The sequence below is a fragment of the Aquabacterium sp. NJ1 genome (assembly GCF_000768065.1).
Lineage (GTDB): Bacteria > Pseudomonadota > Gammaproteobacteria > Burkholderiales > Burkholderiaceae_C > Aquabacterium.
The window spans coordinates 510915-537627 of the sequence record NZ_JRKM01000001.1; the positions used below are offsets into that span (position 1 = coordinate 510915).

23 protein-coding genes are annotated in these 26713 nt (G+C 63.6%); 9 read left to right on the forward strand and 14 right to left on the reverse strand.

Features of this window, described 5'->3' with window-relative positions:
* Positions 1-22 precede the first annotated feature (22 nt).
* From rlmN to JY96_RS02290, 5 genes are all read right to left on the reverse strand, one after another.
* Positions 23-1165 carry a 23S rRNA (adenine(2503)-C(2))-methyltransferase RlmN gene (gene rlmN, locus JY96_RS02270; RefSeq protein WP_052162047.1) on the reverse strand — a complete coding sequence of 381 codons (1143 nt, stop codon included), beginning with the start codon at positions 1163-1165 and terminating at the stop codon, positions 23-25.
* A gap of 26 nt (positions 1166-1191) precedes the next feature.
* Positions 1192-1617 carry a nucleoside-diphosphate kinase gene (gene ndk / locus JY96_RS02275; RefSeq protein WP_035034619.1) on the reverse strand — a complete coding sequence of 142 codons (426 nt, stop codon included), beginning with the start codon at positions 1615-1617 and terminating at the stop codon, positions 1192-1194.
* Positions 1618-1754: 137 nt separating this feature from the next.
* Positions 1755-3803: a 23S rRNA pseudouridine(2605) synthase RluB gene (gene rluB, locus JY96_RS02280; protein ID WP_052162048.1), complete on the reverse strand. Its 2049-nt coding sequence runs from the start codon at positions 3801-3803 to the stop codon at positions 1755-1757.
* Positions 3766-4557, reverse strand: coding sequence for an SMC-Scp complex subunit ScpB (gene scpB / locus JY96_RS02285; protein WP_081961554.1), 792 nt, complete (start codon positions 4555-4557; stop codon positions 3766-3768). Before scpB ends, rluB begins: the two co-directional genes overlap by 38 nt.
* A 291-nt stretch (positions 4558-4848) precedes the next feature.
* A complete protein-coding gene (locus JY96_RS02290; RefSeq protein ID WP_081961555.1) occupies positions 4849-5949 on the reverse strand; it encodes an RluA family pseudouridine synthase in 1101 nt (366 codons plus the stop codon).
* A 119-nt stretch (positions 5950-6068) separates the two neighbouring features.
* Between JY96_RS02290 and JY96_RS02295 the strand changes: the two genes are divergently transcribed.
* The gene (locus JY96_RS02295; RefSeq protein WP_369796185.1) at positions 6069-6902 is read left to right on the forward strand and encodes an outer membrane protein assembly factor BamD; all 834 of its coding nucleotides are present in this window, start codon (positions 6069-6071) and stop codon (positions 6900-6902) included.
* Between the two features lie 21 nt (positions 6903-6923).
* Here JY96_RS02295 and aceK read toward each other — a convergent pair whose 3' ends face one another.
* Together aceK and can are read right to left on the reverse strand one after the other, a co-directional pair.
* Positions 6924-8822: a bifunctional isocitrate dehydrogenase kinase/phosphatase gene (gene aceK, locus JY96_RS02300; protein WP_081960966.1), complete on the reverse strand. Its 1899-nt coding sequence runs from the start codon at positions 8820-8822 to the stop codon at positions 6924-6926.
* An 18-nt stretch (positions 8823-8840) separates the two neighbouring features.
* Positions 8841-9503: a carbonate dehydratase gene (gene can / locus JY96_RS02305; protein WP_035034621.1), complete on the reverse strand. Its 663-nt coding sequence runs from the start codon at positions 9501-9503 to the stop codon at positions 8841-8843.
* A 249-nt stretch (positions 9504-9752) separates the two neighbouring features.
* On the opposite strand from can, the gene JY96_RS02310 reads away from it, so the two are divergent.
* Positions 9753-10832 carry an MBL fold metallo-hydrolase gene (locus JY96_RS02310; RefSeq protein ID WP_035034623.1) on the forward strand — a complete coding sequence of 360 codons (1080 nt, stop codon included), beginning with the start codon at positions 9753-9755 and terminating at the stop codon, positions 10830-10832.
* Here the strand turns inward: JY96_RS02310 and JY96_RS02315 are convergent, their stop codons facing one another.
* From JY96_RS02315 to JY96_RS02340, 6 genes are all read right to left on the reverse strand, one after another.
* Entirely contained in the window at positions 10833-11738 is a 906-nt protein-coding gene (locus tag JY96_RS02315; RefSeq protein WP_052162049.1) for a M48 family metallopeptidase, read from the reverse strand. It abuts the gene before it with no gap.
* Positions 11739-11872: 134 nt separating this feature from the next.
* Positions 11873-12481, reverse strand: a complete 609-nt coding sequence (gene gmhB / locus JY96_RS02320; RefSeq protein WP_035034625.1) for a D-glycero-beta-D-manno-heptose 1,7-bisphosphate 7-phosphatase — start codon at positions 12479-12481, stop codon at positions 11873-11875.
* Positions 12482-12515: 34 nt separating this feature from the next.
* A complete protein-coding gene (gene glyS / locus JY96_RS02325; RefSeq protein WP_035034628.1) occupies positions 12516-14699 on the reverse strand; it encodes a glycine--tRNA ligase subunit beta in 2184 nt (727 codons plus the stop codon).
* 2 nt (positions 14700-14701) lie between these two features.
* Positions 14702-15622, reverse strand: coding sequence for a glycine--tRNA ligase subunit alpha (gene glyQ / locus JY96_RS02330; protein ID WP_035040861.1), 921 nt, complete (start codon positions 15620-15622; stop codon positions 14702-14704).
* Positions 15623-15747: 125 nt separating this feature from the next.
* Positions 15748-17352 (reverse strand): apolipoprotein N-acyltransferase, encoded by a 1605-nt coding sequence (gene lnt / locus JY96_RS02335; protein WP_052162050.1) that lies wholly within the window; start codon positions 17350-17352, stop codon positions 15748-15750.
* A 10-nt stretch (positions 17353-17362) separates the two neighbouring features.
* Positions 17363-18265 (reverse strand): transporter associated domain-containing protein, encoded by a 903-nt coding sequence (locus JY96_RS02340; RefSeq protein ID WP_052162870.1) that lies wholly within the window; start codon positions 18263-18265, stop codon positions 17363-17365.
* 103 nt (positions 18266-18368) lie between these two features.
* Here JY96_RS02340 and JY96_RS02345 point away from each other — a divergent pair, with 103 nt between their 5' ends.
* The 5 genes from JY96_RS02345 to hslU all read left to right on the forward strand — a co-directional run bounded on the left by JY96_RS02345 (position 18369) and on the right by hslU (position 24097).
* Complete coding sequence (locus JY96_RS02345) at positions 18369-19409, forward strand: GTP-binding protein (RefSeq protein ID WP_035034630.1); 1041 nt, start codon at positions 18369-18371, stop codon at positions 19407-19409.
* 206 nt (positions 19410-19615) lie between these two features.
* Positions 19616-20344, forward strand: a complete 729-nt coding sequence (gene dksA, locus JY96_RS02355) for an RNA polymerase-binding protein DksA (protein WP_081960968.1) — start codon at positions 19616-19618, stop codon at positions 20342-20344.
* 3 nt (positions 20345-20347) lie between these two features.
* Positions 20348-22111, forward strand: a complete 1764-nt coding sequence (locus tag JY96_RS02360) for an STAS domain-containing protein (RefSeq protein WP_035034633.1) — start codon at positions 20348-20350, stop codon at positions 22109-22111.
* Between the two features lie 99 nt (positions 22112-22210).
* Positions 22211-22759, forward strand: a complete 549-nt coding sequence (hslV, locus tag JY96_RS02365) for an ATP-dependent protease subunit HslV (protein ID WP_035034636.1) — start codon at positions 22211-22213, stop codon at positions 22757-22759.
* A gap of 6 nt (positions 22760-22765) precedes the next feature.
* A complete protein-coding gene (gene hslU, locus JY96_RS02370; RefSeq protein WP_035034639.1) occupies positions 22766-24097 on the forward strand; it encodes an ATP-dependent protease ATPase subunit HslU in 1332 nt (443 codons plus the stop codon).
* A 34-nt stretch (positions 24098-24131) separates the two neighbouring features.
* On the opposite strand, the gene JY96_RS02375 is transcribed toward hslU, so the two are convergent.
* Positions 24132-24923, reverse strand: a complete 792-nt coding sequence (locus JY96_RS02375) for a type III pantothenate kinase (protein ID WP_035034641.1) — start codon at positions 24921-24923, stop codon at positions 24132-24134.
* 243 nt (positions 24924-25166) lie between these two features.
* On the opposite strand from JY96_RS02375, the gene JY96_RS02380 reads away from it, so the two are divergent.
* Both JY96_RS02380 and JY96_RS02385 read left to right on the forward strand, forming a co-directional pair.
* The gene (locus JY96_RS02380) at positions 25167-25748 is read left to right on the forward strand and encodes a chalcone isomerase family protein (protein WP_035034643.1); all 582 of its coding nucleotides are present in this window, start codon (positions 25167-25169) and stop codon (positions 25746-25748) included.
* A gap of 113 nt (positions 25749-25861) precedes the next feature.
* A complete protein-coding gene (locus JY96_RS02385) occupies positions 25862-26704 on the forward strand; it encodes an HDOD domain-containing protein (protein ID WP_035034645.1) in 843 nt (280 codons plus the stop codon).
* The last annotated feature ends 9 nt before the right edge of the window (positions 26705-26713 follow it).

Here is a 26713-nt window from a genome sequence, read left to right on the forward strand (position 1 = left end):
CTCCTGCGCCCCTCACTGCGCCTCAATGGGCGTGGCGATTGCGTTCCCCGGGCTTCGGGGCGGCCACCTTGGCCTCGACAGGTTGACGCAACATGCGGTCACGCGCATTGGTGCGATCCTGCACTTCGCCTGCCAGCTGGCCACAGGCCGCATCGATGTCATCACCGCGCGTCTTGCGCACCGTGGTGACGATGCCCGCATCGGCCAGCATCCGGGCAAAGGCCTGAACACGTGGCGCTTGAGAGCGGTGCAGACCCGATTGCGGGAAGGGGTTGAAGGGAATCAGGTTGAATTTGCAGTTGATGCGCCCCTTGACCAGGGTGATCAACTCACGGGCATGCTCGTCGGTGTCATTGACGCCATCGAGCATGCAGTATTCGAAGGTGATGAAATCACGCGGCGCAGCGGTCAGGTAATCACGGCAGGCGTCGAGCAACTCGTGGATCGGGTACTTCTTGTTGATCGGCACCAGCTCGTCGCGCAAGGCGTCGTTGGGCGCGTGCAGCGACACGGCCAGCGCGACCGGGCAGTCGTGCTTCAGGCGCTCGATCATGGGCACCACACCCGAGGTCGACACGGTGACGCGGCGGCGCGACAGACCATAACCGTGGTCATCGAGCATCACCTTCAAGGCCGGCACCAGCGCGTTGTAGTTCTGCAGCGGCTCACCCATGCCCATCATCACCACATTGCTGACGATGCGCTCGGTGGTACCCAGGCGCTGACGCAGGGCGTGCTCGGCGTGCCACAACTGGGCCAGGATCTCACCCGTGGTGAGATTGCGACTGAAGCCCTGGTGGCCGGTGGAGCAGAAACGGCAACCCACGGCACAACCCGCCTGCGATGAAATGCACAGCGTGGCGCGGTCGTCTTCGGGGATGTAGACACTTTCGACGGCATTGCCGCCGCCCACATCAAACAGCCACTTGATCGTGCCGTCTGACGAAACATGCTCGCTGATCACGGGCAGGCGCTTGAGGGTGGCGACACCCTGGAGCTTGCCGCGCAGCGACTTGGCGAGATCCGACATCTGATCGAAATCGGTCGCACCTTTTTGATGGATCCAGCGGAACAACTGGGTGGCGCGAAAACGCTTTTCACCCAGTTGCTCGCAGAACGCGGTCAACCCCTCAAGGTCATAGTCGAGCAGGTTGACGGCGTCCATACTTCTTCAACAACGCAAGCCGCCAATCAGCGGGCGTAGACGTTCAGAGCGGGGAAGAAGAAAGCGATTTCGACGGCAGCGGTTTCAGCGGCGTCGGAGCCGTGCACGGCGTTGGCATCGATGCTGTCAGCGAAGTCAGCGCGGATGGTGCCCTTCTCGGCCTTCTTCGGGTCGGTGGCGCCCATCAGGTCACGGTTCTTCAGGATGGCGCCTTCGCCTTCGAGCACTTGCACGAACACGGGGCCGGAGATCATGAAGCTCACCAGATCCTTGAAGAAAGGACGAGCGGCGTGCACAGCGTAGAAAGCCTCGGCTTCAGCTTGCGACAGTTGCACCAGCTTGGCAGCGGCGACCTTCAGGCCAGCGCCTTCGAAGCGGCTGATGATTTGGCCGATGACGTTCTTGGCAACGGCGTCGGGTTTGATGATCGAGAGGGTGCGTTCGATAGCCATTTAGTTCTCCTGAATCGGCAGATTTGACAAAACCCAGCATTGTACTGTGCGAAGGTGTCAGTGCAATGCCAAACAAGTTTGAAACGGCGACTTGTCAACACGGGTTTCCCTGAGCGCCGACATGCCACCAGATGAAATCAACGACGGCCGCGGCCGCCGCCTCCTCCACCGCCGCGACGGCCGCCACCACCAGTCTTGCCGAAGTAGGCATCGGCGCCGATGTAGCCCACCGAGGTTTGCAGCGGGTCGGGCTGACGCGGGCCCTGGCCCTTCTTCTGCCCACCGTGGTCCTGCCCATGGTTCTGATCGGGGCGACCAAAGCCCGCGGTGATGCGCTTGGAGCCCTTCACGAAACGCTTGTCGAAGGTCTGCTCCAGGGGGTTGGGGATCGGTCCGATGTGGTCCAGATCGTCGTCCATGTCATGGCGAGGTGCCTGCTGGCGATCCTGCATGGGGGCGCGTTGCTGCTTGTTGCCAAAACCACCCTGGCCACCACCTTGGCCGCCATGTTGCGGACGGCCGCCGCGCTGGTCTTGCTGGCCTTGCTGACCACCACGACCTTGTTGCGGCTTGCCCTTGAAGCCCTGCTGGCTCTTTTGCTGACCCTGCCCCTTGCCACCGCGGCCCTGACCTTGGCCTTGGCCCTGGCCTTGACCAAACTCCTGGCGGTCCATGCCAGCCAGTGACTTCACGGCACGCACGTCGGACTCACCCAGCTCAACCCAGATGCCACGCTTGAGGCCGCGAGGCAGCACGATGGCGCCATAACGCACACGGATCAGGCGGTTGACCGTGAGGCCGACGGCATCAAACAACTTGCGCACTTCGCGGTTGCGGCCTTCGGTGATGACCACGCGGTACCACTGGTTCACGCCCTCGCCCTCACCCTTGCTGATGGACACGAACGAGGCCGACTGGCCCTCGATCTCCACGCCGGTCAGCAGCTTGTTGCGGGCGGCATCGTCCAGCGTACCCAGCACGCGAACAGCGTACTCACGCTCCACGCCGAAACGCGGGTGCATGAGCTGGTTGGCCAGCTCGCCCGAGTTCGTGAACAGCAACAGGCCTTCGGTGTTGAGGTCCAGGCGACCCACCGACATCCACTTGCCGTTCTGCAGACGAGGCAGACGCTGGAACACCGTTGGGCGCCCCTGGGGGTCGTCATGCGTGACCACTTCGCCGGTCGGCTTGTGATACGCCAGGATGCGCGCGGGCGGCGGTGCAATGCGGACCTTGATCGGGCGGCCCGCCACCTTGATGCGATCCCCAAAGGAAATGCGCTGACCGATGTGGGCGACCTGGTCATTGACCTCGATGCGGCCGTCTTCGATCATCTGCTCGATGTCGCGGCGCGACCCGACGCCGGCCTGGGCCAGCACCTTCTGCAACTTGGGCGCATCAGGCTCCGGGCGCAGCACGCGCTTGTAGGGGCCGCTTTCTTCCGTCGAAGCGGCTTCAGCCGCTTCTTCTTCGCGCTGCTTGTCGAAATCACCGGACAGCAACTCGGCGAACACCTCGGTGGCCTGCTCGGCGGCAATGACCGCACGGCGCGACGGACGCTGCTCACCCGGCTCGCCGGCGTTTTCGCCGCCCTCACCGCCCGGCAAAGCATCCGACTCACCATCCGCCGCCGCGACCTGATCCTGCCGCGGCGGACGATCACCACGCGGGCCACGCTGGCGATCCCGGTCGCGCTCGCGGCGATTGCCACGCCCCTCGGGGCGCTGCTCGGCAGCGGGCTCGATCAACTCGCCCTGCACAGCCTCGACCACCGCCGCATCCGCCTGCACCGGCACCGCCGGAGCCTCAGGCGCCAGTTCCACGAAACCATGCGGCGTCAATTCACGGGGCGCGTCCTGCGTTTCGGCAGACACCACCTCGACAAGCTCGGCAGCCTTCTTGCGAGGCGCACGCTTGGGCTTGGCCGGCGCAACGTCATCACCGCCTTGCTCCACCGTTGCTTCAGCGCCTTCTGCCGCCACAGGCAGGTCGGCCTCAACGGCCTTCTTGCGGCGCGTTGCGGCCTTCTTGGCGGGCACAGCCGCCTCTTCGGCAGAGGCCACGGCCTCGACTGGTGAGGCGTCTTCCGTCACCTTGGGGCGGCGCGCTCGCTTGGGCTTGACCACCTCGTCGGTGACCAAAGGCTGTTCATTGGGATCTTGCATGGGCACGTTGTCTGTGGTCATGGAGCGGGAAATGCTTGTTCTGTTCAGTATCGGGTGACTGCAGCCCGGCGCCCTCAAAGGACACGGGCTCAGCTTGAATGTCGGCTGCACAAGCGGGCGTCGCCTCGGCGGGTGCATCGCCAGTTGAATCGGTTTCCAGGAGAGAAGCCTGGTCTTGTGTTGTGCCACCTTCATCAGCCGGCAACTCGTCGACACCAGCCTCCTCGAGGCCCGGCAGCAAGGCCTGGCTGACCGGCAGGCCGTCCAGCGTCGGCAACTGGTTGAGCGAGGCCAGCCCCAGGTCACTGAGGAACTGCCGCGTGGTGGCAAACAGGCTTGGCCTGCCCGGCCCGTCACGGTGGCCGATCACCTCGATCCAGCCCCGATCTTCCAGTTGCTTGATGATGTTGGCACTGACCGTCACACCCCGGATGTCTTCGATGTCACCCCGGGTCACGGGCTGCTTGTAGGCAATGATGGCCAGGGTCTCCAGCGTCGCACGCGAATACTTGGGCGGCTTCTCAGGGTTGAGCCGATCCAGGTGCGCCTGAACCTCTGCCCGCGTCTGGAAGCGCCACCCATTGGCCACCTGACGCAACTCGACCCCCCGCCCGTCCCAGCGCGCGCCCAGGTCAGCCAGCAAGGCGAGCACGGCGTCCGCCGACATGGTGTCGTCGAACAACTGGCGCATCTCGCGCACCGTCATGGGCTGGTCGGCGCACATCAGCGCCGCTTCGAGAATGCACTGGGCATCCTGGGGATTGAGGACTTCCATCTCTTCAATCGAATAGGGTCGGACGGCCTTGCTGGCCACCGGACGACATTCAAAGCTGGCAGACACGCTGTTATCACGTGGCGAGTCCGCAAGTCGGGTTACACGAGGCGATTCACGCCCTGCTTGTAGCTTTTAAAGGAACCTCTGTGAGGTGATCGGGCCGGGGAGCACCTGAAGGCGCTTCAACCCTTGCTCGGCTTTTCAATCAGGAAAGCCGCCCGCATCCGGGCTCTGTGCCCGTTATTTGTCGAAGCATTATGCACCAGTTGTGCCCCGCCATGGCACAGATCATCAAACCGCCCCGCAAACGGCCGCCAATTCGCTCCATGCGTGAGCCATGTCCTCTGGCAACGGCGCCTCGAATTTCAGCAACTCGCCCGTGATCGGATGCGCAAAGGACAAGCGCGCAGCATGCAAGGCCTGACGCACCATGCCCAGCGCCGGGCCTCCACCATAAAGCGCATCGGCCACCAAGGGGTAGCGCCGGCTGCTCAGGTGGACGCGAATCTGGTGCGTACGGCCGGTGTGCAAGGTGCACAACACCCCGCTGAAGCTGCGCGGCACAGCACGATCACCCTTGCCCGCCGGCGACGCCGGCGCCCACTCGCCCGTGAGCAAGCGCTGCACATCCGTGCGCGCCGGCTTGCCCGAGGGCACCACGGCCATCTTGACCCGGGTCGCCGGATCCCGGCCGATGGAGGATTCGACCGTGAACGACTCGGGCGGCACGCCGTGCACCAGCGCCAGGTATTGCCGACTGACCTCACGTGCAGCAATGGCACGTGTCAGGGCCGTCACCGCCTCCAGCGTCTTGCCCACCACCATCAAACCGCTGGTGTCCTTGTCCAACCGGTGCACGATGCCGGCGCGCGGCAGGTTGACGGCGCCAGCATGGTGCGCCAGCAAGCCGTTCATGAGGGTCCCCGTCCAGTTGCCGGCCGCGGGGTGCACGACCAGGCCGGCGGGCTTGTTGACCACCAGCAGGTGCGCATCCTCAAAGACGATGGGCAGCGCCATTGCCTCGGGCACGAAGGCCTGGCTTTGGGCCGTGGGCTTGAGCAAAACGGCCACCCGCTGCCCGGCCAGCACTTTGCGCGAGGCCGCACTCGCCACCTTGCCGTCGACCTCGACACACCCCTCTTCGACCAGATGCTTGAGGTGGCTGCGGGAGAACTCCCCCGCCCCCGCCACCAGGAACACATCCAGGCGTTGGCCATGGGCGGCCTCGCTCACCACCCACTCGCGACGCTCGGGCTCCCTGGGTGCGGCAGGCACGTCTGCCGACTCCAGCCACTCGTCATCGGCCAGATCGCCCCCCGGTACATCAGATGCGGCATCCACCGCGGCTGGCAAGGTTTCAACGGGTGGTTCAACGGGAGTTCGACGGGCCATGTGGCAAACAAACCTGGTTAGCGGAGAAAGATAAGGCGGAGGGCTTCTATACTGCAGGTTCTGGCGCTGCAAGGCGGAACTGCAAGCGGAGCAATCCGCAACATACACACGTGAAACTGCTGAAGAACACCTCCCGGAGCACCTGGACCGGCCAACGTGCCGGCCTGCTGGCACTGGCTGCGAGCGCCCTGATGGCGGCATGCGGGTCAGCCCCTCAAGACGAGTTTGCCAACATCAGCCCGGACAAATTGTACGCAGACGCCAAAGATGAAGCGGCTGACGGCAATTACGAGAACGCCATCAAGCGCCTGGAAAAGGTCGAAGCGCGCGCATCCGGCACGATCCTGGCGCAGCAGGCGCAGATCGACCTGGCCTATGCCTACTACAAAACCGGCGAAAAGGCCCAGGCCCTGGCCAAGCTGGAACGCTTCATCCGCCTGCACCCCACCAGCCCTGCGCTGGACTACGCCTACTACCTGCAAGGCCTGGTCAACTTCAACGACGACCTGGGTCTGTTCGGCCGCCTGGCCAGCCAGGACCTGTCAGAGCGGGATCAACAAGCCTCACGTGACGCCTACGAGTCCTTCCGGCTGCTGAGTGAACGCTTTCCCGCCTCGAAGTACACACCCGATGCGCGCCTGCGCATGAACCACATCGTGAACTCGCTGGCTGCCGGCGAAGTGCACGTGGCGCGCTATTACCTGCGTCGCGGCGCCTACCTGGCCGCCGCGAACCGCGCCCAGCAAGCCGTCAAGGACTACCGCCAGTCGCCGGCCATCGAAGAAGCGCTCTACATCATGGTGGAAAGCTACGACAAGCTGGGCCTGACGCAGTTGCGTGACGACGCCCAACGCGTCCTCAAACAGAGCTTCCCCAGCAGCGTTTACCTGGGGGACCAGGCCGCCACCAATCTCAACGCGCCCGCCAAGAAGCCCTGGTGGCAGCTCTGGTGAGGCCAGGCAGGCGGGGCGGGCTCAGTCCCCGCTGCTGGCGCCACCGGCTGTGAAGCCGGAGAGCGTCCCCTGGTCATGAACCTCGCGGCCCAGCGGTCGCACGTCCACAGGCTCTTCGGTCGGGGCCACCTCGGCAGAGGGCTCGGCCTGGATCTGCTCCAGGTGGATCTTGTGGATGAATCGGCGCGCCCTGTCGTACGGGAACACGTCATGCACATAACCCGCCTTGATGCGCTCCTTGTGCTGCTGCCAGAAATCGGCCTCCAGCAGATCGGCATGGTGTTCCATGAAGATTTTGCGCACGCGCGGGTCACCCAGCAGGAAGGGCCCGAAAGTCTCGGGGAACACATCGTGCGGGCCGACGCTATACCAGATCTCGCCTGACATCTCCTCTTCCTCCGTGCGCGGCTCGGGCACCTTGCGGAAGTTGCAATCGGTGACGTACTCGATCTCGTCATAGTCGTAGAACACGACCTTGCCGTTGCGCGTCACGCCGAAGTTCTTCCACAGCATGTCACCCGGGAAGATGTTGGCCGCCACCAGGTCCTTCAGCGCGTTGCCGTACTCGATCACGGCGTGCTCCAGCGAATCGCCACTGGCTTCCTGGATGTAGATGTTGAGCGGCACCATGCGGCGCTCGATGTAGAGGTGCTTGAGGATCAGCACCTGGCCGTCCTCGTCTTCCTCCATCACGCTGGGGGCGAACTTCTTGAGCTCGGCAATCAGCTCCTCATCGAAGCGGTGGCGCGGAAAGGCCACGTTGGTGAACTCCAGCGAGTCGGCCATGCGCCCCACGCGGTCGTGCTGCTTCACGAGCTGGTACTTGCTCATGATCAGGTCGCGTGTGGTTTCCTTCTGGGGCGGGAAGTAATCCTTGATGACCTTGAACACGAAGGGGTAGGACGGCAGGTCGAACACCAGCATGACCATGCCCTTGATGCCCGGCGCGATGCGGAACTTGTCGCTGGAATGCTTCAGGTGGAACAGGAAGTCCCGGTAGAACAGGTTCTTGCCATGCTTCTGCAGACCGATGGCGCTGTAGAGCTCGCCGCGTGGCTTGCGGGGCATCAGCGTGCGCAGGAACTGCACGTAAGCCGATGGCACCGGCATGTTCACCATGAAGTAGGCGCGCGCAAAGCTGAACAAGGCCAGCAGATCGTCCTCGCCAAACAAGGCCGCATCGATGTAGAGGCGGTTCTTGGAGTTGTGCAGGATGGGGATCGCAAACGGCAGGCTGCGGAAGCCGTTGACCACCTTGCCGACGATGTACGCCCCCTTGTTGCGGAAGAACAAGGAGCTCAGAACCTGGATCTGGAAGTTGGTGCGCAAGCGCACATTGCCCACCTGCTCCATCAAGGCTTCGTACACGAAACCGATGTCGCGGTCCAGATCATCGAAGGGGATGGTCAGCTCGTAGTTCAGGACGATGGTCTTGAGCGTGTCGCGCAGGTTGTCGCGCGTGGGGTAGTAGGCACGGAAAGTGGCGTTGCCCTCACCTTCCTCGTCATCGATGTACTCGGTGGACACCGCCGGGCGCACGAAGATGAAGTCGTTGCGGTAGTACTTGCGGTGCAGGATCTTGATGGTGACCGAGTTGAAGAAGGTCTCGGCCAGCTCCGGCTGCTTGTGCCCGGTCAGCAAGCCGATGTAGAACAGCTTGATCTGGTGCCAGACCTCCATGGGCAAGGTGCTGGCCTGGTAATCCTTTTCCAGGCGCTCGACGGCCTCTTCCACCCGCAGGTCATAGAACTCGATGCGCACACGCTGCGCTGTCTGCTGGCCATGCCAGTCCGCCTGCTCGAAGCGCTTCTTGGACTGCGCACTGGTTTCGCTGAAGATCTTGTAGTGGCGGTCAAAGCCGTCCAGCAAAGCCTTGGCGATTTCAAAGACGCGGGAGTCGGTCAGCTGCTGTGGAAACATCGTGTGCCCTGGTATGGATCAAGCCTTGTCGGCGTAACGCTGCTTGAGTTGATCGATGGCCTCGGCATACGCCTGGGGAAGCCCCTCTGGCCCCGCCACCGACATGCGCAAGTCATTGATCAGGCCATTATGAACGCCGTAAACCCAGCCATGCACCACGACCTCCTGCCCTCTTGACCAGGCCTCATGAACCATCGTGGTCTGGCACACATTAAAGGCTTGCTGCAAGACATTGAGCTCGCACAGCGCGTTGTAACGGCGATCGCCCTCTGGCACCGTCATCAGCCATTCCAGATGCTGGTTGCGCACATCCTTGACGTGGCGGATCCAGTTGTCGACGATGCCGATGCGCAGGTCGTCCATGGCGGCGCGCACGCCACCACAGCCGTAGTGCCCCACCACCATGATGTGCTTGACCTTGAGCATGTCGATGGCAAACTCCACCACCGACAGGCAGTTCAGGTCGGAATGCCCCACCACGTTGGCCACATTGCGATGCACGAACATCTCGCCAGGCAGAAGGCCGCAGATTTCGTTGGCGGGCACCCGGCTGTCCGAACAGCCGATCCACAGGTACTCCGGGGACTGCTGCTTTTGCAGCCTGGAGAAGAAACCAGGGGTGCGTTGTTCAATGTCTCGTGCCCAGGCACGGTTGTTGTCAAACAGGTGATCAAGTTTCATGCCCCACAGTGTAGTTAGGGATGCCCCTGATCGGGAAAAGGCAGGCCAAAAGAAACGGCCGCCCCGGTATTTGCCATGATGCCGACACTGTTGTTGCGCATAACAATGGCCGTGTCTCCTCATTCAGATGAACGCCACCCATCGGGCTGACGTTTCTCGCCCGGGTCGGTTTGGCCCGGGTTCTTTTCTCCCTTCGGCGAACCTGCACACAGCAAGGCACAATGGCTTGACTCCATCCTGCTGTGCCTCATGCCTGCTACCTCAGAAGCCGCCAAGCCCTTGCATTACCCGCTGGACAAGACCCAACCCCTACCTGGCCAGTTGATGACGATCCGGCCCGGCCTGCACTGGTTGCGCATGCCCATACCCTTTGCGCTCAACCACATCAACCTGTGGGCACTGGACGATGAGCTGGACGGCCAGGCTGGCTGGACCATCGTGGATGCGGGCGTGGCCACCGAGCCCATCCGCGAAGCCTGGCAGACGCTCTGGGCTGGCGCGCTGGCCGACAAGCCTCTGACGCGCATGCTGGTGACCCACATGCACCCCGACCACGTCGGCAACGCGCAATGGCTGATCGAGCACTTCAGCGCACCAGGTCAGCCCGCCCGCTTGTGGATGAGCGCCACCGACCACTTCGCGGCCCAACTGGCGTGTGAATCAACCACCGGTTTTGGCGGCGCCCGTGCGGCTGATTTCTTCCAGCAACACGGCCTGAACAATCCAGAAGATGTCGAGAAGATCCGGGGGCGCAGCAACTATTTCAAATCGCTGGTGCCCACCGTGCCTTACAGCTATCGCCGGCTGCAGGACGGCATGCTGCTGCGCATCGGCGAACGCGAGTGGCGCTGTATCTCCGGCTACGGCCACAGCCCCGAGCACATCGCCCTGTTCAACGAACGCGATGGCCTGCTCATCTCCGGGGACATGCTGCTGCCCAGCATCTCCACCAACGTCAGTGTGGTGGACATGGAGCCAGAAGGCGACGCGCTGGGCCTGTTCCTGAGCTCGCTGGACAAGATGGCCGCCTTACCCGGCGACACCTTGGCCCTGCCCTCGCATGGCCTGCCCTTCACGGGCATCCATGCCCGCATCCAGCAGTTGAAGGCCCACCATGACGATCGTCTGAGCGAGGTGCTGCAGGCCTGCGCGCTCAAGCCGTCGAGCGCCGCGGACATGCTGCCCGTGCTGTTCAAACGCCAGCTGGACCTGCACCAGACCACCTTTGCCATGGGCGAATCCATCGCCCACCTGAACTACCTGTGGCACCGCGGGCAACTGCACCGCCACCAGGATGCGCAAGGCACCTGGTTGTTCGAGAAGGCCTGATCAGTCCGGGATGATCGCGTGGCGCAGCTGGTCACGCGGGCCATCAAACTCCGGCATGATCGAACGCACCACATCCCAGAAACGCGGGCTGTGGTTCATCTCGCGCAGGTGCGCCAACTCGTGCGCCACCACGTAATCGATCACGCTGATGCTGAAGTGGATCAGGCGCCAGTGCAGCCGGATCGAACCATCGGCGCTGGCACTGCCCCAGCGGGTCTTGGCCGATGACAGGCTGACCTTGCGCACCGACACGCCCAACTGGTCTGCGTAAACCGGCACACGCGCCAGGAAGACCTGCATGGCCTCGCGCTGCAGCCAGGCCTGCACGGCATCGCGGATCTGCTCGGCCGAGGCGTTCTGCGGCAAGCCCAGGTGCAGAGCCCGCTGCGCCACGCCGGGAAGGCCTTGATCGGCTTGCTGGAAAGGCGCTTGCAGGGCCGCCCCGTCGACACGGGGATCCAGCACCAGTACCACCGACTCGCCCATATAGGGCACGGTCGCGCCTTCGCGCCAGTCGATGCGCGCGGACAACTGCTTCTGAGCGCGTTCGCGCTGCTCGACCAGCTTGTTGCAGATCCAGCGCTCCTTGGCGCGCAAGGCGGTCTCGATGTCGGTGGACGAGACCCAGCGCGGCGCACGCACGCTCAGGCCCTCGACACCGACCACCATGCCAATGCTGCGGCGGCGCGCACGCTTGATTTCATAAGACACGATGGCCTTGCCCAGGCGGATTTCATGCTCACCCTGAGGGTGGCGAAACCAGGGCAGACCGCTCACGGGATGGCACTCATCATGCGCGTGATGCGGCACACGCAGGGCGGATGTCTTGGACACCGGTGCGTCATCGGGGCTGGGCACGCCATTGCCCCGAACAGCAGGGTCAGCGGCCAGGGAAGAGGAAGACAAAGGGGGAGCCGCAAGCGGCGATACAGCAGCAGTCAAAGGAGGCAAGGAATGTGAAACGGCAGATACAGCCGACACGGGATCAGCGCAGAGATCATCGTCTCCCCACAGACCCAGTTGCATCGGCTCGGAGAGTCTCAAGTCAACTCCCCCATATGGGTCGCGACCGGGCTGTCTTCGCCATGGGCCTTGCGATCCCGCAGGATGAGAAAGTCTGCAAACGCAGACAGGTCAGGGTGAATGGTCAGGTCGGGCACGCGCTGGCGCAGATCGAACAGGTCGGACTCGCTCATGGTGGCAGCCTGACCGGTACGCACCAGATGGGGTTCGCACCCCACGGATTGGGCGGCCAGCACGTCACGCGGGAGGTCGCCCACCATGGGCACACCGTCCAGGCTGCGCCCGAAGCGCTGGCCGATCATCTGGAACAAGCCCGGCAAGGGCTTGCGGCAGGTGCACTGGTCTTCAGGGGTGTGCGGGCAGAAGAACACCGCCTCCACACGCCCACCCACACGCGCCAGCATCTGGTTCATCTTGGCATGCATGGCGTTGAGCGCCACCATGTCGAACAGGCCACGGCCAATGCCCGACTGGTTGGTCGCCACCACCACATGCCAGCCGGCGTGGTTCAGGCGGGCAATGGCCTCCAGCGCACCAGGCAGCGGCACCCACTCGTCGCTGGACTTGATGTAGTCCTCGCGTTCGTGGTTGATCGTGCCGTCGCGATCGAGGATGACCAGTTTCATGCCCTCTCCGGGGTGGATGCGTCCAGACACGTGCTCAGGCCGCCAGCCTGGAGATGTCCGCCACCTGGTTCATGGCCTTGTGCAAGGTGGCCAGCAAGCCCAGACGGTTCGCCTTCAGGGCAGCGTCATCGGCATTGACCATGACCCCGTCGAAGAAGGCATCAACCGGCGCCTTGAGCACGGCCAGCGCCTGCAAGCTTGCAGTGTAGTCACCTTCTTCGAAGGATGCGCGTGCTTTTGGCGCAGCAGCCTGCAGCGCGTCATACAGCGCACGCTCGGCGGCTTCTTTCAGCAGGCCCTCATCAACCTTGGCTTCAACCTGGGTTTCCGCCTTCTTGAGGATGTTGCCCACGCGCTTGTTGGCAGCCGCCAGCGACGCAGCCTCGGGCAGCGCGGCAAAGGCGCGCACCGCCGCCAGGCGACGGGGGACGTCACCCAGGCGTTCGGGCTGCAGCGCCAGCACGGCGTCCACTTCCTGGGCACTGTAGCCTTGCTCGCGCAGGGACACGGCCAGACGGTCCGAGAAAAACACCAGCAGGTGCTCGGCCGGGTTACTGATGAGCTCGCCAAACACGGGAATGGCCGCAGCGATCAACGCAGGCAGCTCCAATGGCAAGTTGTTCTCGACGAGGATGCGGATCACGCCCAGCGCATGGCGGCGCAGCGCAAACGGGTCCTTGTCGCCGGTGGGCAGCTGGCCGATACCGAACAAGCCGACCAGGGTCTCCAGCTTGTCGGCCAGGGCCACCACGGTACCGGTGTGGTTGCGAGGCAAGGCGTCACCAGCAAAACGAGGCTTGTAATGGTCTTCGATGGCGATGGCCACGCCGTCACGCAGGCCTTCGTGGCGCGCGTAATAGCCGCCCATGATGCCCTGCAGCTCGGGGAACTCGCCCACCATGTCGGTCAGCAAGTCGGTCTTGGCCAGGCGGGCAGCCTGCTGGACCTTGCTGTCGAGCACGGCAAAGTGATCCTGCGCCTCCACCGTGAACGGCAGGGTCGCCAGGCTCAGTTGCTTGACGATCTCGTGGCCGATGGCGCGCACGCGCTCGGCGCGGTCACCCTGCGTACCCAGCTTGCCGTGGTACACCACCTTGGCCAGGCCGTCCACGCGCGACTCCAGGGTCTTCTTGCGGTCCTGATCGAAGAAGAACTTGGCATCGGCCAGGCGCGGGCGCACCACACGCTCGTTGCCACCGATCACGGCGCTGGCGTCGTCGGGCTTGATGTTGCTGACGATCAGGAACTGGTTGGTCAGCTTGCCCGACGTATCCAGCAGCGGGAAGTACTTCTGGTTGGCCTTCATCGTGAGGATCAGGCACTCCTGGGGCACGGCCAGGAAGGCTTCTTCGAAGCGACCGGTCAGCACATTGGGGCGCTCGACCAGGGCCGTCACCTCATCGAGCAAGGCGTCGTCTTCGATGGGCTTGAGGTTGCTACCGGCCTTGGCTGCGGCTGCGGCCAGTTGGCGCTCGATCTCGGCGCGACGCTCGGCAAAGCTGGCGATCACGGCGCCTTCGTGCTGCAGCTGCTCGGCGTAGGTGTCGGCCGTGAGCAGGATGATTTTCTCGACGCGGGCTTCAAAGCGGTGGCCACGCGTGCTGCGGCCAGCCTTCAGACCCAGCGCAGACACAGCCACCTCCTGGTCACCATGCAAGGCCACCAGGCCATGCGCCGGACGCACGAAGTTCACGCTGGTCCAGCCCGGCTGGAAGTTGGCGCCATCGCCTTGCTCCAGCTGGTAGGTCATGACTTTGGGAATGGGCAGCTTGGCGATGCTCTCGTCCAGCGCCTTCTGCAGGCCTTCAGCCAGGGTGGCACCAGGCTTGATGCTGTCAAAGAACAAGGCCTCGGCCTTGCCATCAGGGGCACGCTTGAGACCCGGCACGGCTTCAGGACCAGCGCCCAGCGCCGCCAGCTTCTTGAGCAGGGCCGGCGTGGCCTGGCCGTTGGCATCCAGCCCCACGGCGACAGGCATCAGCTTTTGTTGCACGGCCTGGTCAGCAGCCTTGCCTGCCACGTTGCTGACATGCACGGCCAGACGGCGCGGCGAGGCAAACGGCGTGACCACCACATCGGCCGCGGCCAGACCTTGAGCCTTGAGGCTGTCAGCCAGCACGTTGGCAAAGGATTCACCCAGCTTCTTGAGCGCCTTGGGCGGCAGCTCTTCAACAAACAGTTCGACGAGGAGGTTCGCCTTGTGATTGGAGGACGTCATGCTCAGGCAGCCTTCTTGTTATTGAGTTGTTCGATCACTTCGTCGGCCCAGGCCTTGGGGGCCATGGGGAAGCCCAGTCGAGCGCGGCTATCCAGGTAGCTGGCCGCCACAGCGCGGGCCAGATTGCGGATACGACCGATGTAGGCGGCACGCTCGGTCACCGAGATGGCGCCACGGGCATCCAGCAGGTTGAAGGTGTGGGCGGCCTTGAGCACCTGCTCGTAAGCCGGCAGCGCCAGTTGCTGCTCCATCAGGTACTTTGCCTGCGTCTCATAGTTGGTGAACGCGTCCAGCAGAAAATCGACATTGCTGTGCTCGAAGTTGTAGGTGGACTGCTCCACCTCGTTCTGATGGAACACGTCGCCATATTTGACGCCGGGCGAGTAGACCAGGTCGTACACGCTCTCCACGCCTTGCAGGTACATGGCCAGGCGTTCCAGGCCATAGGTGATCTCACCGGTGATGGGCTTGCAGTCAATGCCGCCCACCTGCTGGAAGTAGGTGAACTGCGTCACCTCCATGCCGTTGAGCCAGACTTCCCAGCCCAGGCCCCAGGCGCCCAGCGTGGGGTTCTCCCAGTCGTCTTCCACAAAGCGGATGTCGTTCTTCTTCAGATCGAAACCCAGGGCCTCCAGCGAACCCAGGTACAACTCCAGGATGTTGCTGGGTGCGGGCTTGAGCACAACCTGGTACTGGTAGTAGTGCTGCAGGCGGTTGGGGTTCTCGCCATAACGGCCATCCTTCGGGCGGCGGCTGGGCTGCACATAAGCGGCCTTCCAGGGCTCCGGGCCCAGTGCGCGCAGGAAGGTGGCGGTATGGCTGGTGCCCGCGCCCACTTCCATGTCATAGGGTTGCAGCAGCGTGCAGCCCTGGGCGTCCCAGTAGCTTTGCAAACGCAGGATCAGTTGCTGGAAGGTCAGCATGGTGTTGCCTTGTGTGATACCGGGCGCTTCGAGGCGCACCCTTGATCGGTGAATGTGTGTTGTTCTGCCTCACACACCGGGACACGCAAAACAAGCGCGCCAGCCCCGGGTGCAAAAGCTCGATTCTAGTGAATGACGGGGCCGTTCCCGCCGAGGGGCAGCGGCGTGCGATTTCGCACACCTGCACACCCGCCCGCCATGAGCACCAGGGCCAGCCCGAACATGGGCCACAAGCCCCAGCGAGAGGCCCACCAGGCAAAGGGCGTCACCCCGGCGCGCCCCTGCACAGAGGCCTCCAGCACGCCACGCGTATTGGTGGGCAAGGCGTGCGTCACGCGGCCGGTGTGGTCGATCACGACGGTGGCGCCCGTGTTGGTGGCCCGCAGTGTGGGCAACTGGAACTCCAGCGAGCGCATGCGGGCGATCTGCAGGTGCTGAGAAATGGCCACGCGCTCACCGAACCACGCGAGGTTGCTCACGTTGACCAGGATCGTGGGAGACGAGGCAGCGTCTTTGAAGCGCGCCGCGATCTCCTCGCCATACAAATCCTCATAGCAGATATTGGGCGCCACGCGCTGGTCCAGCACGGCAAAGGGCGGCGCATTCAGGGGCCCGCGGCTGAAATCCCCCAGGGGCATGTTCATCATCCGCACAAACCAGTGGAAGCCGTAGGGGATGACTTCACCGAACGGCACCAGGTGGTGCTTGTTGTAACGATACATGCCCTCGGGCGTCGCCAGCGCATCAGCAGACAAGCCCGCCACCGAGTTGGTGTAGCCCCGCTCGAAGTCACCCAAGGGCACACCAATGAGTGCAAAGCGATGGCTGCCCGGGCCAAAGCCGCTTCTGATCTGATCCCAGTAGCCCGGAGGCAACTGCATGGGCAGCATGGGAATGGCCGTTTCAGGTGCGACAACGAGTTGCCCCTGTGCCGACAGGATCTGCTGCCCATGCCAGATCAGCATGGGTACCTGCCGTTCGGACAGGAATTTCTCGTCCTGCGGCACATTACCTTGCAGCAAGGTGACGCTCAGGGAGCGACCGTGGGCCTGGGTAAAGACCTGCGTGGGCATGAACTGCAATGCCAACACACCCAGCAGGATCGCCGCGGGCACCCCAAGGCGCACCCTGGCAGACACCCCGCCCCACGCCGACATGACCAGCAGCGCCACGCCCAGAGCCCAGACGCAGCCGAGGCCATACACCCCCAGCCACGGCGCGAACCTGACCAGTGGCGCCTCCAGCATGCCGTAACCGCTGGCGCCCCAGGGAAAACCGGTGAGGATGACCGCACGCGCCATCTCGGCCAGCAACCACAGCCCGGCAAACAACAGGGCATCGGCCCACCAGACCCGGCGACGCCAACGCGCCCAGGCCCAGCCCACCAGCGCCATGTACAAGGACAAGGCCGCACAGAGCGCCACCACGGCGCTGGCAGCCAGCCAGCCTGGCAACTCGCCATAGCGGTGCAGGCTCACATACATCCACCCCGTCGCACCGATGAGCCACACCGTGCCGTACAGCCACATCACGGCCGAGGCCTTGCCTGGCGTCAGCTCCTTGCGGCACAAGGCGGACAGGACCACCACCAGGGCCAGCGTCTGAATCAGCGCGGGCGCGACCTTGCCCCAATCCTGACACCAGGGAGAGAGCGACCAGGCATGAAGCGCCCCACCCAGCACAGCCCAGGCCAAGGCAGGATGGCGCCACCACGGCGCAGACTGCGTCATGCTTGAGGCCTCACTGCTCGACGGGCTCGGTCACGTCAGGCGCACGTGTCACCTTGAACCAGCGCACGGCCCCGCCACGCGCCAGCATGACGGTAAAACGCAAGCCGCCGATGTCCACGTGCTCGCCCCGGTGCGGCACCCGCCCCAGTTCATGCGCGACCAGGCCACCGATGGTGTCGAAATCCTCTTCGGGCAGGTTCGTCTCGAAGGTCTCGTTCACCGAGACGATGGAGGCATCGCCGGCCACCCGCTGGCTGCCATCTGCCAGCGTGAAGATGCTCGACTGGCGGTCTTCCTCGTCGAACTCGTCTTCGATCTCGCCGACGATTTCCTCGAGCACGTCTTCAATCGTGATCAGCCCGGCCGTCTTGCCGAACTCGTCGATCACGATGGCCATGTGACTGCGATTCGAGCGGAACTCACGCAGCAGCTCATTGAGCCCCTTGGACTCCGGCACGAACACCGGCGTACGCAACAAGGTGCGCAAGCTGAGCTCGGGTGCCCGCTGCAGCTTGAGCAGGTCCTTGGCCATGAGCATGCCGATGATGTTGTCGCGCGACCCCTCGAAAACAGGGAAACGAGAGTGACCGGTTTCAATCACCTGGCCCAGCAAGGCGTCGTAAGGTGAGTCGATGTCCAGCAGATCCATGCGCTTGACGGCGACCATCACGTCGCCAGCGGTCATGCTGGCCATGCGGATCACGCCCTCCAGCATCACGCGGGATTCGGGCTCGATCAGCTCTCGGTGTTCGGCATCAGCCAGGGTTTCGATCAACTCGGCCGTGGAGTCCGGCCCTGGGGAAAGGAATTCCACCAGGCGAACGAACAGGCTGCGTTGATCACGCTCCCGCTTGTGGGGATGCGCATGATGTTTGTCGCCCTTGAGGGGCCGACTATGGGAGGGTTCGGACACGGCGGGGGTGTCGTGGTTGGGATGCCGCAAGAATACCCTATGGTCGCGTCAATTCAGTCACAGCCGCTGCTCAGGGCGCGCAACACAGGGCTACACTTGTGCTATGAGCCTGATTCCCGTCACCATCCTCACCGGTTTCCTGGGCAGCGGTAAGACCACCCTGCTCAAGCGCGTCCTCACCGAAGCCCACGGGCAGCGCATTGCTGTCATCGAAAACGAGTTCGGCGAAGAAAACATCGACAACGACATCCTGGTCGCCGACACCGAAGAGCAGATCATCCAGATGAGCAATGGCTGCATCTGCTGCACCATCCGGGAAGATCTGCGCGACACCTTGTCCGACCTGGCCAAGCAAAAGCGTGCCGGCACCCTGACTTTTGACCGCGTGGTGATCGAGACCACCGGCGTGGCTGACCCTGGCCCTGTCGCCCAGACCTTCTTCATGGACGACGAGATCGCCGAGCTGTACCTGCTGGACGCCATCGTCACCCTGGTGGACGCCAAGCACGGCGACAAGCAACTCGACGAGCGCCAGGAAGCGCGCCGCCAGGTGGGCTTTGCCGACCAGATCTTCATGAGCAAGACCGACCTGGTCAGCCCTGAAGAGGCCGATGCCCTCTCCCACCGCATCAAGCACATGAACCCGCGCGCGCCCCAGAAACGCGTGCATTTCGGGGACGTGCCGCTCAAGGAAGTCTTCGACATCAAGGGCTTCAACCTCAACGCCAAGCTCGACATCGACCCCGACTTCCTCAAGGAAGACGGCCATGGTCATGATCACCATCATCATGACCACGATCATGAGCATGGCGAGCACTGCAACCACCCGCATCACCACGCCCACGACGATGACGTCAAGTCCTTCGTCTACAAGGCCACCCGCCCCTTCAACCCCACCAAGCTGGAAGATTTCCTGGGCTCCATGGTCCAGATCTACGGCCCGCGCATGCTGCGCTACAAGGGCGTCCTGCACGTCACCGGCATGGACAAGAAGGTGGTATTCCAGGGCGTGCACCAGCTGATGGGCAGTGACGTGGGGCCCAAATGGGCGCCCGGCGAGACCAAAATCAGCAAGATGGTGTTCATTGGCATCGACCTGCCGCAGGACCTGTTCAAGGCCGGCCTGGACCAGTGCCTGTCCTGAGCCCGGAGTAACCGAAATGAACACCTTGAGGGATAGTCTGGTGAAAACTGACGACAAGCGTGGCTACAATCCGCGCGCCTCCCGTACTGGCGACAGCCGGAACGGGGCCCTCGTTTGAGCATTCTGGCGATGGAGCAGTACCTGGCCACGCGTTACCGAATCAAGACATCAGTCTGTGGATCACGCATTTTGGGAAGGAGGATCCTGTGACGAAAACATCCGCCTCTGCGAGCAAATCGGCAGTCCCCGCCTCGGCGAAAACCGCCAAGGCGAGCCCGTCCGCCGCCAAAACGCCAGCCAAGCCCGCCGCCAAGAAGACCAGCGCGGACACCAAGGCATCTGCCGAGGTCAAACCCGTCAAAACCCCTACTCAAGCTGAGGCAAAGCCTGCCGAAGCTGCCGTATCAGCCAAATCCGTGGCGACCGGACGACCGTCGTCCAAAATCAGTACCCCAGACAACATGCCCACCCCTGCCACCAAGGTTGACACCAAACTCGCCAACGCCTGGAAAACCAAAGCCGGCAAAGACTTGTCCGAAGCCGAACTGCTGGCCATGCCTGACGCCGAATACATGAGCGACAAGCAGCTGGACTTCTTCCGCGCCCGCCTGGAAGAGCAGAAGGATGACCTGCTGTCCAACGCCGGCGAAACCACCGAGCACCTGCGCGAAGACACCTCCATCGTGCCCGACCCGGCAGACCGCGCCACCATCGAAGAAGAACACGCCCTGGAACTGCGCACCCGCGACCGCGAGCGCAAACTGCTCAAGAAGATCTCGCAAGCGCTGGCCCGCATTGAATCGGGTGAATACGGCTTCTGCGACGAAACGGGTGAGCCCATCGGCCTGGGTCGCCTGCTGGCCCGCCCGACCGCCACGCTGTCGCTCGAAGCTCAGCAGCGCCGTGAACTCAAGCAAAAAATGTTCGGCGACTGATTCATGAGCAAGGAATCGGGCGGTTTCCTGCGCAAGGTCGCGCGCTTCGTTGCCAATCCCACCACGGATTGGACGGAGCTTGACGCGCCTGGCTCGGGTACTGGCGAAAGCGAATACGCCAAAACCGAAATCAAGGCCATGATCGAGCGCAAGCGGCGCAACGACTTCGTGCGCAAGCGCGAACTCGACATGCTGCGCAAGATCCGTCGCGAAGGCCTCAGCCCGGATAACGCGCTGGCCTTGAGCAGCCCGTCCAACATGGATCCGGACTCGCGCCCTCAGGCCAGCAGCACCCGCTCCGATGCAGCCGTGAAGGCCAAGATCGACGAGATCGAGTTGCAAATGGTGGGTGGCGCTGGCAGGCCGCCCGCGCTGCAACCGGCGGCCCAACCCTCCATGCCCGGCCGGCTGGTGGACCCAGCCACCACGGCCCCCAACACCCTCACGGTGCCGGCCGCCCTGCGCTACGACGACGAAGAGCCCCCACAGATTTCCCAGGAAGTGCTGGACGTGGCCCGGTCTTCTGCGCCACGCATGTCGGCCAACCCCGCTTCGCTCAACGGCCTCGGCGGCCGTTCGGACGACGAACTGGCTGTGCACGTCATGGAAGTCGTGCACGATCCGGAACTCGACGAGGCAGTCATCGCCTTTGCCAACGCCGATTTTGACCAATGCGAGCGTTGCCTGCTCGATCTGGTGCAACCGGGTGCACCGCGGCACGACCAACCCGAAACCTGGCTGGTCCTGTTCGACTTCTACCGTACGCTGGATCTGCAGCAGAAATTCGACCACCTCGCCGTGTCCTTCGCACAGAAGTTCGGCGTATCCGCCCCGCAGTGGTATTCGCTGCCGCAAAAAGTGGCCGCCTTCCTCGCGCACCGGGACCAGTCCAAGACGGCCAACAAGGAAGCGCAGCAGCCCGCCGCGGCTGAGGCCATCGTCAACACCGAACCCCTGCCTCTGGACGCCCTCCCCTCTGCACGGCTGGAGGGCTGGATTGCGCCTGACTTGATCGACGCCGAGGCTGCGGCCCGTTTGCGCATTGAAGTGTTGCAAATGCCCCGCCCATGGATCATGGACTGGAGCCAGGTGCAAACGGTCACGCCGGAAGGTGCCGGGCAACTGGTGCAACTGATGCGACAGTGGGCCCGCGAGACCCAGGAGCTGATCTGGATTGGCGCCGCCCACCTGCTGGACGTGCTGGGTGAAGCCTCTCCCTCTGGCGTCAAGGACACCGATCCCGCCTACTGGATGCTGCGACTGGAAATCCTGAGGCTGTGCAACATGCCGGTTCAGTTTGACGAAGTCGCCATCGACTACTGCGTCACCTACGAACTGTCGCCGCCCTCATGGGAGCACGCAGCATGCCGCGTGCGCGAACAGACCGATGCGATCCAGGCCCACACTCGCCCCTTGTCGCACGTCAGCGAGATCACGACCAGCTTCGTCGAATCCCAACTGCAGGACGACGAGATCGAGTTCATCCAGGTGGCCGCACTGAATCTGTCCGGCCAGCTCGTGGGCGACATCGGCCAGACCTTGAACCAGCTGGACGACCAGCTCAGCTCCAGCGTGACGCTGGAGATCGACTGCGAACACCTGCTGCGCGTGGACTTCATCGCGGCAGGCGACTTGCTCAACTGGGTACTGGCACGCCGAGCCGAAGAACGTCAGGTGGTCTTCCTGAACCCGCACCGGCTCATCGCCCTGTTCTTTGGCGCCATGGGCATCAACGAGCACGCCAAGGTCAAACTGCAAACGACCTGATCACGGGGGCTGTGCCGCTGACGCAAGCGGCCCCTTGAAACCGGTGAGCCTGCCCCAAACTGCCGCTACTTCGTGCCTTTGCACTTCTCACGTAGCGTCATGGACTCCTATCACGGCACCACCATCGTCAGCGTCCGCCGCCAGACACCGAATGGCTGGCAGGTTGCCATGGGCGGCGACGGCCAGGTCACCCTGGGCCACATCGTTGTCAAGGCCTCGGCCCGCAAGGTCCGCACCCTTTACCGCGACCAGGTGCTCGCGGGCTTCGCAGGCGCCACGGCCGACGCCTTCACGCTGTTCGAGCGCTTTGAAGCCAAGCTGGAAAAGCACCAGGGCAACCTGACGCGTGCGGCCGTCGAGCTGACCCGTGACTGGCGCACCGACCGCGTCCTGCGCAAACTCGAAGCCATGCTGGCCGTGGCCGACCGCGACACCTCCCTGATCATCACCGGCAACGGCGACGTGCTGGAGCCCGAGCACGGCATCATCGCCATCGGCTCGGGCGGCGCCTATGCCCAGGCCGCTGCGCGCGCCCTGGCCGCCAACACCGATCTGCCCGCCGCAGACATGGTGAAGAAGTCCCTGGAGATCGCCGGCGACTTGTGCATCTACACCAACCAGAACCACACCATCGTTTCGCTGGGCTGAACCACCATGAGCATGACCCCACAAGACATCGTCAACGAACTGGACCGCCACATCGTCGGCCAGCGCGACGCCAAACGTGCCGTGGCCATTGCCTTGCGCAACCGCTGGCGCCGCCAGCAGGTCGACGACAAGCTGCGCAGCGAGATCACGCCCAAGAACATCCTCATGATCGGCCCCACCGGCGTGGGCAAGACCGAGATCGCACGCCGCCTGGCCAAGCTGGCGGACGCACCTTTCATCAAGGTGGAGGCCACCAAGTTCACCGAAGTGGGCTATGTGGGCAAGGACGTCGACACCATCATCCGCGACCTGGTCGAGACCGCCGTCAAGCAGGAGCGCGCGCACCAGATCCAGGCCCAACGTGCCAAGGCCGAAGACGCCGCCGAAGAACGCCTGCTGGACGTGCTGGTGCCGCCCCCGCGCTCGGAGTTCGGCATCACCCAGACACCACCTGCCGACAACACGGCACGCCAGGTCATGCGCAAACGCTTGCGCGAGGGCACGCTGGATGACCGCGAAATCGAGATCGAGTTGTCGGAAGCCAAGGCACCTACGGTCGAGATCATGAGCCCCGCCGGCATGGAAGACATGGCCGAGCAGCTGCGTGGCATGTTCTCCCAACTGGGGCAAAACAAGCGCAAGACCTGCAAGGTCACTGTGGCTGAGGCCCGGGCGCAACTGATCGAAGAGGAAGCCGTCAAGCTGCTCAACGACGAGGACGTCAAGGCCCGTGCACTGGAGCGGGCCGAACAAAATGGCATCGTCTTCATCGACGAGATCGACAAGGTCGCCAGCCAGGCCGAGGGCCAGGGTGCAGAGGTGTCGCGCCAGGGCGTTCAGCGTGATCTGCTGCCGCTGGTCGAGGGCACCACCGTCAACACCAAGTACGGCATGGTCAAGACCGACCACATCCTGTTCATCGCCTCGGGCGCGTTTCACCTGAGCCGGCCCAGCGACCTCATCCCCGAACTTCAAGGGCGTTTCCCCATCCGGGTGGAACTGTCGTCCCTGTCGGTGGACGACTTCGAAGCCATCCTCACGCAGCCCACGGCCAGCCTGATCAAGCAGTATCAGGCCCTGCTGTCCGCAGAAGGCGTGACGCTGGATTTCACGCCAGAGGCCATTCGCCGCCTGGCGCAGATCGCCTTCGAGGTCAACGAGCGCACCGAGAACATCGGCGCACGCCGCCTGTCGACCGTGATGGAGCGCCTGCTGGACGAGCTGTCGTTCAACGCGCCCGCCATGCAGGGGCAGACGCACACCGTGGATGTGGACGAAGTGGAACGCCGCCTGGGTGAGCTGGCCCGCGATGAGGATCTGTCGCGCTTCATCCTGTGAAGCTGCATCGCTCAAGCTGAGCGGTGCCCCGACCTCAGGGCTGCGCTGGCGGTGTCGAAGCGTTCGCCGCCAGCGTCAGCAGGCCCTCGAAGATGAGGTTCTCGACCACGCTGGCCGGCAACTCTTCGACATGCGACAAGCGGGTGACGGCGCCACCCGACATGATCAGCAGCGGCTCGCGACCACACTGGACACGCAAGCGGCGCAAGCTGCGCTCGATGGCGCCGGCGATGGCATCGGTGCCACCGCTCATCAGCGCATCGCTGGTGTTGGTGGGGAAGTCCTGCACCTCGCCTGTGGGCACTTTCAGGCCCGCGGTGCCGCTTTCCAGGGCCCGGTACATCAAACCAAAGCCCGGCAGGATCAAACCACCCAGGAAACGCCCGCCTTGGTCGACGGCATCCACGGTCACGGCGGTGCCCACCATGACAGCCAGCACCGGCGGGGGATTGGCCGGGTCTTGCTTCAAAGCCCGCTGGCGCGCCCCGATGATGGCCGCCCAGCGGTCGGAGCCCAGGCGCTGAGGGTGCTCGTAACCATTCACCACCCCACCCGCTCGGGCGCTGGACGACAGCCACTGAGGCGCCAGGCCCCAACCTTCGATCAGCTGTTCTTCGACACGCTTCTTGATGGCCTCACCGGCGACCACACAGCCCAGCATGCCCTGGGGCTTGTGCATCAGGTTCTTCCAGTGCAGCTCCCAGAGGTAATCGATGTCCTCCAGGACAACGGCGCCGTGTGCCAGCAACTCGGCCCCTGGGGCGGGCTGTGCATACAGGCCCCATTTAAGGCGGGTGTTACCAATATCGATGACCAAAAAAGACATGCGTAACTTTCGTTCGCGAGGAACACCCCGGGGCCTTTGATGGGTTGCCATTGTCGCTGCAATACGCGGCGGGCACCGATGCCGCAGTGCAGCAATAAAGCCACGCTGGCAAAACAATTACCTATTGAGGGGGGACATGTCTGCAGTCAGTTCAGATATGGTGCGATCCGAAACACGACAGCGCCCGCCCCCAGGCGGTCTGCACGTCACCGGATTGCCCTGTTCGAAGCATTGGAGAGTGCCATGAAGTCCTTCACACGCAAGTTGGTTTTGTCCGTCGCCCTGGCCGCGACCTTGCCCGCATGGGCGGCCGTCGAGATCAAGGGCGCCAAATTCAATGACACCTACCAGCTGGCCAATCAAGCCTTGCAGCTCAACGGTGCGGGCGTGCGCGTGAAGATCGTGATCGATGTCTATGCCGCCGGCCTGTACGTGGCCCACAAGGAGCACAACGCCACCGCGCTCATCAGCCAGCCTGGCCCCAAGAGCATGCAGATCGTGCTGCTGCGCGACCTGACGGGCGAAGACTTTGCGGACGCCATGGTCAAGGGCTTCAAGAAGAACAACAGCGATGCCGACGTCGCCAAGTACCAGCCCAAGCTGGATGAGATCCGCGCGCTGATGATGGGGTTCGGTCAGGTCAAGAAGGGCACGTCCATCCACATCGACAACACCCCAGGGGTGGGCACGCGCGTGCTGGTTGATGGCGTACAGAAGGGCCCCGAGATGACGGGCGACGACTTCTACGCCGCCCTGTTGCGCATCTGGCTGGGCAACTCTCCGGTGGACTCCGACCTCAAGGAAGCCCTGATCGGCTCCAAGTAAGCAATTGTTACACGCCTGTCGTGACGAAATGGGCATGCCCGCGGGCAAGCCCGGCTTGCTAAATTCGGTCAATGTGCCGATAAGGGGATCATGCGTACTGGGTTAACCCGACCATGATCGAATCCGCCCTGCCTTCTCTGCGCGCGTGGGTCGATGCCATGAGCAGCATCGAGATCCCCATCCTGCCTGGCTCCGTTGCCGAGTTGAGCCAGCTTCGCGTCATCGAGGAAACAAAAGGCACGGTGGACGCGCACATGCTGGCAGAAGGCCTGTCCAGCGACCCGCTCATGACGCTCAAGGTGCTGGTGCATGTCTCCCGCTACTGCACGCGCTTGAGCGTCGAGCCCCCCGAAACCATGGTGGGCGCCATCGTGATGCAGGGCATCACCCCCTTCTTCAAAGCCTTCGAGCAGGTACCCACCATCCTGGAGTGGCTGCGTGAACAGCCCGAGGCCCTGAGTGGCCTGATCAAGGTCATCACCCGCTCCAGAAGGGCCGCGCACTTCGCCATGGGCTTCGCCCTGCGTCGCCAGGACGAGGATGCCGTGGTGATCCAGGAGGCCGCGCTGCTGCACGACTTCGCCGAGATGCTGCTGTGGTGCCACGCGCCCAAACTGGCCCTGGAGATCGCCAGGCGGCTCAAGGCCGACTACACCATGCGTTCGGCCGACGTTCAGCAAGAGGTGCTGGGCATTCAGCTGGCGGACTTGTCCCAGGATCTGATGCGGCTGTGGCAACTCCCCTATTTGCTGATCCGCTGCACGGACGACCGCAATGCCACCGACCCGAAGATCCGCAGCGTGATGCTGGGCGTGCGCCTTGCCCGCCACACCCAATATGGCTGGGACGACCCGCACGCGCAGGCCGCCATGCCCGATGACGTGGCCGACGTGGCCAAGCTGCTCAACCTGTCCAACGAGGCCGCCTACCGGCTGCTGGTCGGCATGGACAGTTGAAACCCGTGC

Excerpts from the sequence above, each read along its gene's own strand:
- rlmN (WP_052162047.1), bottom strand. The coding sequence starts at position 1,165 with ATGGACGCCGTCAACCTGCTCGACTATGACCTTGAGGGGTTGACCGCG.
- ndk (WP_035034619.1), bottom strand. The coding sequence starts at position 1,617 with ATGGCTATCGAACGCACCCTCTCGATCATCAAACCCGACGCCGTTGCC.
- rluB (WP_052162048.1), bottom strand. The coding sequence starts at position 3,803 with ATGACCACAGACAACGTGCCCATGCAAGATCCCAATGAACAGCCTTTG.
- scpB (WP_081961554.1), bottom strand. The coding sequence starts at position 4,557 with ATGGAAGTCCTCAATCCCCAGGATGCCCAGTGCATTCTCGAAGCGGCG.
- JY96_RS02290 (WP_081961555.1), bottom strand. The coding sequence starts at position 5,949 with ATGGCCCGTCGAACTCCCGTTGAACCACCCGTTGAAACCTTGCCAGCC.
- aceK (WP_081960966.1), bottom strand. The coding sequence starts at position 8,822 with ATGTTTCCACAGCAGCTGACCGACTCCCGCGTCTTTGAAATCGCCAAG.
- can (WP_035034621.1), bottom strand. The coding sequence starts at position 9,503 with ATGAAACTTGATCACCTGTTTGACAACAACCGTGCCTGGGCACGAGAC.
- JY96_RS02310 (WP_035034623.1), top strand. The coding sequence starts at position 9,753 with ATGCCTGCTACCTCAGAAGCCGCCAAGCCCTTGCATTACCCGCTGGAC.
- gmhB (WP_035034625.1), bottom strand. The coding sequence starts at position 12,481 with ATGAAACTGGTCATCCTCGATCGCGACGGCACGATCAACCACGAACGC.
- glyS (WP_035034628.1), bottom strand. The coding sequence starts at position 14,699 with ATGACGTCCTCCAATCACAAGGCGAACCTCCTCGTCGAACTGTTTGTT.
- glyQ (WP_035040861.1), bottom strand. The coding sequence starts at position 15,622 with ATGCTGACCTTCCAGCAACTGATCCTGCGTTTGCAAAGCTACTGGGAC.
- lnt (WP_052162050.1), bottom strand. The coding sequence starts at position 17,352 with ATGACGCAGTCTGCGCCGTGGTGGCGCCATCCTGCCTTGGCCTGGGCT.
- JY96_RS02345 (WP_035034630.1), top strand. The coding sequence starts at position 18,369 with ATGAGCCTGATTCCCGTCACCATCCTCACCGGTTTCCTGGGCAGCGGT.
- JY96_RS02360 (WP_035034633.1), top strand. The coding sequence starts at position 20,348 with ATGAGCAAGGAATCGGGCGGTTTCCTGCGCAAGGTCGCGCGCTTCGTT.
- hslV (WP_035034636.1), top strand. The coding sequence starts at position 22,211 with ATGGACTCCTATCACGGCACCACCATCGTCAGCGTCCGCCGCCAGACA.
- hslU (WP_035034639.1), top strand. The coding sequence starts at position 22,766 with ATGAGCATGACCCCACAAGACATCGTCAACGAACTGGACCGCCACATC.
- JY96_RS02375 (WP_035034641.1), bottom strand. The coding sequence starts at position 24,923 with ATGTCTTTTTTGGTCATCGATATTGGTAACACCCGCCTTAAATGGGGC.
- JY96_RS02380 (WP_035034643.1), top strand. The coding sequence starts at position 25,167 with ATGAAGTCCTTCACACGCAAGTTGGTTTTGTCCGTCGCCCTGGCCGCG.
- JY96_RS02385 (WP_035034645.1), top strand. The coding sequence starts at position 25,862 with ATGATCGAATCCGCCCTGCCTTCTCTGCGCGCGTGGGTCGATGCCATG.